Genomic DNA, 8,819 nt, shown 5'->3' with positions numbered 1-8,819 from the left:
GAGCCACGGCACCGGCGGCAGGTGAAGCCCGCGGAGCATCAGGTTGATCGCTCCGTACTCGTAGTTGAACATTCCCCGCCACGTGAGCGCGGTGATGTACTGCGGCATCGCCCACGGAAGGATGAGGAGCGCGCGATAGATCGCGCGCCCGCGGATCTCCTGGTTGAGAAGAAGCGCGAGCCCGACCCCGAAGACGAGATGCGACACGACGTTCACCGTCGTCCAAACGACGGTTTTCAAGAGGACCGAGTAGATCGCCGGCTCGCGAACGATCGTGCGGAAGTGATCGAAGCCGACGAAACTCCAATCGCGAAGACGGTAGAGGCTCATGTTCGAGAAGGCGATCACGACGTTGTAGAGGAACGGATAGAGAACGACGAAGAGCATGACGAGGCCGGCCGGCGCGAGGAAGAGATAGGGGAGAGCGGATCGGCGCCGCAGAGAGGCCATGCTAGTCCCGCATCTCCCGAATCTTCCGCTCCGCGTCCTGCTGCATCGCGCGGGCCGCGTCCTCGGGGGACTGCTCTCCGTTCAGCACGTTTTGATAGGCGGGACGCATCGCGTCCCAAATCGCTCGCATCTCGGGAACGACCGGCATCCGCTTCCCCTTCTCGTACTGGCGGAAGGAGGCGGTGATCCGCTCGATCTTTTGAACGGCGGGATCCTCGAACGCGTTCGTGCGGCTCGGGATCACCCAGAGACGCTCGGCGAAGAGAACTTGCGTCTCCCGCGAGGTGAGGAACTTCATCACGTCGATCGCCCGATCGCGTCGCTCTCCCTTGAGGTTCACGTTGAGGTAGTACCCGCGGCTCGAGATCATCGGCGTCGGCCAGAGTCCGGTCGCCTCGCTCCTCGGGATCAGGGCGATTCCGAAGTCGATCCCCGCCTCGTCGTAGCCGCCCCACGACCAATGCCCGTTCACCGACATGGCCGCCTTCCCTTCCTTAAAGATCGTGTCGGCGAGCTGGTACGTGCACTCGCGGGGCATCGCCTTCCGATTCGCCTTGAGATCATGGAGGAACCGGAGCGCGTCGACCATCGCCGGCGTATCCAATGTCGGGCGGTACGAGGCGTCCATGACCCATCCGCCGAAAGCCCCCACGTAGGGGATGAGCCAGAACGGTTCCTTGAGATCGAAAACAAGTCCGTACTGGTCGGGCGTTCCGTCGCCGTTGAGGTCCTTGGTGAGCGCCTCGCCCATGCGGACCATTTCTTCGAGCGTGGCGGGAGGCTCGGGGAGAAGCGCGCGATTGTAGAGCAGGCAAAGGTGGTTTCCCACCTGCGCGGGGAGCATCCAGATGTGGCCGCGAAGTGTGTCGAACGAGATCGGGAGGAACTCTTCCAAGAACTCGCGCGGGAAGACCTCGTCGATCGCGGCGACGCCGCCGGCGATGGCGTAGGGACCCGCGTTGTCCGCAGGCCCGAAGACGAGATCCGGCCCCCCGCCGCCCATCGTGGCGGTGAGGTACTGCGTGCGGAGCTGTTCGTTCCCGATGTTCGTGTGCGTGACTCGGACGTCCGGGTGCGCCTCGTTGTACGCAGCGAGAAGCTCTTCGAGAACCACGCGCTCCTGTGGATCCATCATCTCCCAGAGAACGATCTCGTCCGCCCCTCCGCCGCATCCGGCGAGAATCGCCGCGAGGAGAAGAAACAGACCCGACCGAATCATCCCGCCGTTTCCGATCACTTCCTCCCTCCTCTCCGCGCCTCGTGCCTTCAGGCTTTCTCGATCCGCCTCTCGGTTTCGCCGTCGAAGAAGTGGGCGCGGTCGATCGGGAAGCGGATCACGACCCGGTCCCCCGCGCGGAAGGGCGCGTCCGGACCCGCGCGCGCGATCGCCCTCTTTCCTTTAACTGTAAGATAAATGTTCGACTCCCCGCCCATCGGCTCCACGAGATCGATCTCCGCCGGAAGGCCCTTTCCTTCCTTGTCGACCTCGATGTGCTCCGGGCGGATCCCGAGGAGAAGATCCTTTCCGCGGAGCGCATCGGGAAGCGGGACCGCTCCGTTCCACCAATCGATCGGAATCCCCGAGATGCGGAAACCTTCCGCCTCCCATCGGGCGGGGAAAGTGTTCATCGGAGGCGAGCCGATGAACTCGGCGACGAAACGGTTCGCGGGGCGCTGATAGAGGCCGAGCGGCTGCGCGATCTGCTGGATCTCCCCCGCGCGGATCACCGTGATCCTCTCGCCCATCGTCATCGCCTCGACCTGATCGTGAGTCACGTAGACGGTCGTGATTCGAAGTCTCCGGTGAAGGGCGGAGATCTCGGCGCGCATCTGCACGCGAAGCTTCGCGTCCAAGTTGGAGAGAGGCTCGTCGAACAGGAAGGCTTTCGGTTTCCGCACGATCGCGCGGCCGAGCGCGACGCGCTGCCTTTCGCCGCCCGAGAGATGCTTCGGAAGCTTCTCGAGAAGGGGCTCGATGTTCAGGATCCCCGCCGCCTCTCGTACGAGACCGTCGATTTCCCTCTTCGGCAAGCCGCGGACGCGAAGACCGAACGCGATGTTGTCGTAGGCGGTCATGTGCGGGTAGAGGGCGTAGTTTTGGAAAACCATCGCCACGTCCCTCTCGCGGGGCGGGACCCCGTTGACGCGCCGCCCGCCGATGGAGATCTCGCCGGAGTCGACCTCCTCGAGGCCGCTGATGACGCGCAGAACCGTCGATTTCCCGCAACCCGACGGCCCCACGAGGACCATGAACTCCCGGTCCCCGATCTCGAGATCGATTCCCTTGAGAACCGGCTTCCCCTTGCCGTAGCTCTTGACGAGGCTCTTCAGGACGATTCCGGCCAATGTCGCTTCCTCCAGGCTCTTCGCGCGCTCGAGCGGGATCGGCCCTCCTGGATTCCGGCGTTCCATTCTCTCGAAAGGCGGGCCTGCCGGTCAACCGTTTCGAGGACCGCCGACCGACTGGATTCCGGGCGCGCGCTGTGCTATAATAATTTAGCAATCCGCCCGACTAAGCGGCGCGGTGTGGTCCGTCTCCCCAACCCTCAAGATGGAGGAAGCTCGATGAAGCGTGCGCATGCGATCCTCGCCTCTCTCCTCGCGACGGCCCTCGCGGTCGGAAGCGTCTTCGCGGAAGGCTTCGGAACCCCGACGCTGGACGGCGTCGTGGACGCGGTCTATGGAAGTCCCGAAGCGTCCGACCCGGCGGGGGACCACTGGAACAACCTCAAAGCGATGGACATGCTGAACCTATATGTCTGCAACGACAACAACTTCTGGTACTTCCTCTTCACGGTCAACGAGAACCTGAGCACGACCAACTGGGGCAAGTACCTTCTCTACATCGATGTCACCAACGACGCGAACGGCGCGACATCGGACGCGTGGGCGCGCAAGACCAAGGCCGCCGACCCCCACAAGATCGAGTACAGCTTGAACACGTGGGTCAACGCGGCCCCCTACGGCCCTGAAGACACGCAGTTCTGGGTCTGGAATCAGGGGACGGCGTCCTGGTCGATGTCGGGAGGCGCCGACGGGGCGGCTCTTTCCGCCGGCGCGGTCTCCGGAATCGAGTACAAGCTCGCCCGCTCGCGAATCGGCGATCCCTCGACGATCTGGGTCGAGGTTTGGTCGACCGGCGAGGTCGGGAACCCGCCCGCGCAGGACACGTCGAACGATCCGGCGGACGACTGGAACGCCGCGAACTGGGATGACACGGCGACCGTTCTCGTCTCGACGATGGTGACGCGGCAAAGCGGCGGAGACACCACGCCGCCGAGGTTGGAGGACGCGTACATCATCGAGAGCAACCGGGACACGCTGATCGCGGTCTTCAGCGAACCGCTCGATCCGACGAGCGCGCAGACTCCCGCCAACTACACGGTCACCGGCGTGACCGTGAATGGCGCGAAGCTCCACGGGGACAGCTCCCAAGTGCTTCTCACGCTGAGCGCGGACATGGGTCTCGGATCGTGTCTCACCCTCGAGGCGGTGAACGTCAAGGACCGCGCGTTGAACACAATCGTCGACAACAACACCACCAACGTCCACAAGTTTTACCTAACCCAGCTCCTCGTCCGGGCGAACATGAACGTCTATCTGCGGACGAACTCCGCCGCGCCGGATCCCGACACGGTGGCGATCGAGGGGAGCATTTCACCGCTTACGTGGGACCCGACCTGCGACGACCTTCTCGCCGATCCGGAAGGAGATTCGATCTACGTCGGCCGGTTCGTCTTCATGCACACGTGCACGGACGGCGTCACGGACACGGTCACACTCGAGTACAAGTTCACGCACCAGTGCGCGACGTGGGAGAGCATCGGGAACCACGTCTACACGCTGGACGGGACGTACGCGATCGATACGCTCGACATCTGGTGGGACAACCTCGCGCCCGTCGACTTCACGGACAAGAACATCGACGTCGTCTTCTTCGTCAAACACTGGAACATCCAGTGGGATTCCGACGTCGATTCGATCGGCGTCAACGGAAGCCAGGCGCCTCTGAATTGGGATGTTCCGCCGGCGAACCGCCTTAAGGACGACGGCGTTCTTCCCGACTCGACCGCGGACGACGGGGTCTTCTCCACTCGACTCACGTTCCCGACCGGCACCCTGAAGAACGTGGACTTCAAGTTCCTCTGGAAGCAGCTTCCGGACACGCTCTTCAACTACGAGTGCTTCGAGCAGTCGAACCGCAATGTCTACCTGAACGACACGCTCTTCTCGACGACGAACCCGATCGTGATGGACGTCTTCGTGTGGGACTACTGCAGCATCGTGCAGGGAATCGGCGGCGGTTACGTCCCCGCGGCCGGAAAAGCGGAGCTGCTCGCCAACGTCCCGAACCCGTTCAACCCGAACACGGCGATCGAGTTCACGCTCCCCGCAGACGCGTTCGTCGATCTTTCGGTCTACGATGTGAGCGGGCGCCTCGTTCGCGGTCTTCTCCTGGGCGAGCTCGCCGCCGGTTCGTACGTCGGCGACCGAGCGGTCCCGTGGGACGGAACCGACGACTCCGGGGCGGCGGTCCGAAGCGGCGTCTACTTCTATCGCCTCAAGGCGGACGGCCGCGAGATGACCCGAAAGATGGTCCTCGTGCGGTAGTACCGCGCGGCGGAGCGTTCCGTTCGAGGGGCTCGGACCGAAGGTCTGAGCCCCTCGCTCTTGGTAGGGGAGACACGCTCCGGCACGAAGCAATTCGGCAAGAAACGAAAAGGAGGCGGTGAACCGGGCGTCCGGATCCATCGATGGATCCATGACACCCCGCCTTCGTCGCGTCTGTAATCTATCCGGGTTGTCCGGATGATTTGGAGGATTGAACCCAAGACGACGAAATCGATGGTCAACTCTTGGTTCGGCCATCGGTCCCGGGCTGCCGAACGGAAAGAGCCCGGTAACCTGACGGCAGAAACGGGCCGAGTGCCGGATGTGCCATCCTGCCTAATGCAATTGCATGGAACGTTGACTTGTGGTAGACTTCTGTGTGTTCCAGGATCAAGCGCATCCGACCGCGCGTGGAGAAGACAACGCGCCGAGGTTCATCAAACTACAACCGGTGTCGATCACGAGGAACAGGCCGGCCGCGGGGACGTTCGGTTCGATTCGGACACGAAATCGAGGGGGATGATCCATGAGACAGAGCCCGGGCAGAGTCGTTGACCGCTCGCGAAAGGTCCTTTCGTTTCCCTTTTGGCAACTGCTGCTCCCCGTTGGGATCGCGGCGGCGTTCCTTGCGAGTTCTCCCTCGTGTCTCTTCGGAGCGGAGATCCTCGACAAGGAACGGAGCCTGGCCGCCTCGCGGGACTTCCTCGACCGAGTGGTCTCTTCCGGCCGCCAAGACCTAGTAGATCTCCAGAGTATCCAGAACTCGGTCTTGGACGACTCGTACCTGGTCCATCATCCCGTGACGAAGATCCCGGTCTACTCGGTGGTCCCGGTTCGTTCTCACCACGGGTCTCTTCTCGCGCTCGTCGCCGTCGATGCCGAGAGCGGGCGGTGGCTCTGGGCGACTTTCTCGCCTCCGTCCGCCGACTTCCCGGGCGTTACGCAAAGCCGGGCGCGGGAGAGGGCCTTGGAGAAAGCGCGCGCCTTGGGAGCGCAGAGCCCTCGGAGCGACGGCCTCTTGATCGAGGGATGCGACAAACACCTCTATTGGTCGTTTGAATCGCCCGACGGAAGCCGATGGCTCATCGACGCCGACCGCGAGGAGGCGCCCGTTCTTTCGTCCTTCGATTTCTCGGCGGAGCGGGCGGTCACGCCGAGTGATCCGGAGCGCGAGGGGTTCGTCTCCGACGGAAGGATGGCCCGCGAGAAAACCCCGGCGGAAAAACCTCGCCTTCACAAGCAAGCCGTTCTTCCCCAGGCATACAACATCGCCGGCGTTCCCTATCATTATCAGATCACCGACTGGTTTTGCGGCCCTGCGGCTCTTCAGATGATCATGGACTATTGGGGCGAGGAGATTCCGCAGAACCCCATCAGCGATGTGGCGAACGATGTCGTCAACGTGGGGTGCTATTCGAGCGACATGGATCGGGCGGCTCACTTCAGCGGCATGAGCACGGCGATACAAGACCCGAACCTTCGTGGCTATCCGGAGCGGCTCCTCGGCTATGCGTGCACAGATTACTCTTGGGGTGACGATCCCGGCTCCTACGACGATCTGAAAACCCTTGTTTCCCAGAACGACCCAGTCTTCGTCTGCACATGGTACAGCACGGCTCATACCGCCGGTCACTTCCGCGTGGTGAAAGGGTATGACGATAATCTGGATGTCTTTATTATCCACGACCCATGGTATTCCGGGTCGGTGTCAGGCCCCAACTGGCTGGTGGATCAGTCCGTCTTCGTGGAGGATCTCTGGAGGACCTGGAGCTGGTGCTGGGCGATGGTCGCGGGCCCTTGGACGCTGCGGCCGAGCTCGCCCTCGGTTGCCGACGAAGGCGACACCCTCACCGTCAACCTGACCGTCCGATATCCGGGTCGCGAACCGCTGGACGGTATGGATCTCTGCACCGGTTGCGCGGCGACAATCCGTCTCCCGGAAGGACTCGTTCTGGCGAGCGGCACTCCGACGCAGTCCCTTCCCAACCTGGCATCAGGCGACAGCGCGACGGTCTATTGGTCTGTTGTCGCCGTGTCCTCCGGAGATCATGACATCGGCTTTCGAGCTCGGGGTGTCATGACGGGTTCCTCCTATTCCTACTCGACCTTCACGGACAGCATCGGTGGGCGAGGGCATTCGGTCGTGAGCGTCGGTCCGGTTCGCCTTGCGGGCTGGGAGAACGAGACGAGGCTCACGAACAATCCCGCCAGCTCAGGAACCTGTCCTCCCGGCGGGCGCGCGATGGCGATCGACCTCGAGGGGACCACCCACGTGGTCTGGGCGGACACGCGGGACGGTAATAGCGAGATCTACTACCGGTCGCGTCAGGGCCTTGAGTGGGAAGAAGAGACAAGGCTGACCTACGACGGCGCGTTCTCTGATGCTCCCGCCGTTGCGGTGGATGAGGATGGTCGGCTTCACGTGGCTTGGGTGGACACGCGGGACGGAAATCAGGAGATCTACTACAAGAGCATGGGGCCGGAAGGGTGGTCGGAAGACGAGAGAGTCACGAATTACTATATGGACGATTGTGCGCCCGTGATCGCAGCCGGAGGCGGAGAGGTCTATGTCGCGTGGGAGCGTCAGGCGGCCGGCAACACGAGCTTCGTCGTGTATTTCTCGTTCCTGGATGACACGGGATGGTCCAGCCCGACGGCACCGGACAACTCCGCACTGAAGGAATCGTACCGCCCCTCCCTCGCGTGGGGAACGGACGGTCTTCTTCATCTGGTGTATGAGCGCGAGTCGGCATCCCTCGAAACGGAGAGAATCCGCTACAGAAGCTGGAACGGGATATCGTGGTCGAGTGCTGTTGTTCTTTCATCGGATATTTCCTTCTCGAGGAATCCGGTCGTCGCGGCGGGCCCTGGAGGAACGGTTCATGTCGTGTGGCAGGACGGGGAGAATCTGGGCGGTGACATCTTCTACGCACGCTATGACGGATCCGCTTGGCAAGCGGCGGAGGAGTTGATCACGGGTCTAGAAGAAGCCGCCTCGCCCTCGGTTGCCGTCAGCGGGTCGGGTGTCGTTTGCGTAGCATGGGAGGACTACCGCTACGGAGAGCCCGAGGTCTATCTGGTTCATTCGGAAGACCGAGGCTGGAGCGATCCGTTGCGCATGAGTGCTGCCCCGGGGAGTTCCCGGCTGCCGACGGTGGCGGCCGGTGTCGCCGACTACGTCTCGGTCGTTTGGACCGACCTGCGGGACTCGAACAGTGAGATCTACTACCGAGCCAAAGGCGTGTCGACGTCGGTCGCGACTCGGCCCGAGATCCCCACGACCGGCGGCTCGTTCTTCCTCTCCACTCCACACCCTGCGCCCTTCGTTTCGGAGACCCGGTTCGCTGTCTCCATACCTTGGTCCACGGATCTCATCCTTGAAGTGTTTAACTTGGCGGGCCGTCGTGTTCGAACATTGGCGAGCGGAGAGTATGGTCCAGGCATCCATGAGTGGTCATGGGACGGACGGAGTTCCTCGGGGGAGAAGTCGGCGCCCGGTGTCTACTTCGTCTCCTGTAGCACTCCCGTCAGCCGTGACGTGAAGCGGGTGTTGCTTGTGCGATAGCGCCGCCTGCTTTCGGGGTTCGCTCTCCCCCTTCTCGTTCAATGCTTCGGCCGCAATCGGCCGATCGAGATCCCGTCCCTGATCGGAACGGCCGGATGGCGGGGGCCCTCGCGAGCCTTTGCGTCAAGGGTTCCCACACGGAACTGGGAGAGGCCCCCGACCATCGCGGATCCGTTTCAAACGAGAGCCGCCG

Annotated in this window: 5 protein-coding genes; 2 read left to right on the top strand and 3 right to left on the bottom strand. The window is 62.8% G+C overall.

Annotated elements, in window-relative coordinates:
• The 3 genes from FJY73_07725 to ugpC form a co-directional block, all read right to left on the bottom strand.
• Window positions 1-450, bottom strand: a 450-nt coding sequence (locus tag FJY73_07725; GenBank protein MBM3320549.1) for a sugar ABC transporter permease, incomplete at its 3' end; no start/stop codon positions are given.
• A 1-nt stretch (window position 451) separates the two neighbouring features.
• On the bottom strand, window positions 452-1,687 hold the full coding sequence (locus FJY73_07720; GenBank protein MBM3320548.1) for an extracellular solute-binding protein: 1,236 nt from the start codon (window positions 1,685-1,687) through the stop codon (window positions 452-454).
• Between the two features lie 29 nt (window positions 1,688-1,716).
• A complete protein-coding gene (gene ugpC, locus FJY73_07715) occupies window positions 1,717-2,796 on the bottom strand; it encodes a sn-glycerol-3-phosphate ABC transporter ATP-binding protein UgpC (protein ID MBM3320547.1) in 1,080 nt (359 codons plus the stop codon).
• A 219-nt stretch (window positions 2,797-3,015) separates the two neighbouring features.
• Between ugpC and FJY73_07710 the strand changes: the two genes are divergently transcribed.
• Both FJY73_07710 and FJY73_07705 read left to right on the top strand, forming a co-directional pair.
• Window positions 3,016-5,061, top strand: coding sequence for a T9SS type A sorting domain-containing protein (locus tag FJY73_07710; protein MBM3320546.1), 2,046 nt, complete (start codon window positions 3,016-3,018; stop codon window positions 5,059-5,061).
• Window positions 5,062-5,587: 526 nt separating this feature from the next.
• Window positions 5,588-8,626 carry a C39 family peptidase gene (locus tag FJY73_07705; protein ID MBM3320545.1) on the top strand — a complete coding sequence of 1,013 codons (3,039 nt, stop codon included), beginning with the start codon at window positions 5,588-5,590 and terminating at the stop codon, window positions 8,624-8,626.
• Window positions 8,627-8,819 lie beyond the last annotated feature (193 nt).

The organism is Candidatus Eisenbacteria bacterium, from assembly GCA_016867715.1.
Lineage (GTDB): Bacteria > Orphanbacterota > Orphanbacteria > Orphanbacterales > Orphanbacteraceae > VGIW01.
This window is presented reverse-complemented; position numbering and strand designations above follow the sequence as displayed.

Coding starts and splice junctions, on each gene's coding strand:
- FJY73_07705 (MBM3320545.1), top strand. CDS start 5,588: ATGAGACAGAGCCCGGGCAGAGTCGTTGACCGCTCGCGAAAGGTCCTT.
- FJY73_07710 (MBM3320546.1), top strand. CDS start 3,016: ATGAAGCGTGCGCATGCGATCCTCGCCTCTCTCCTCGCGACGGCCCTC.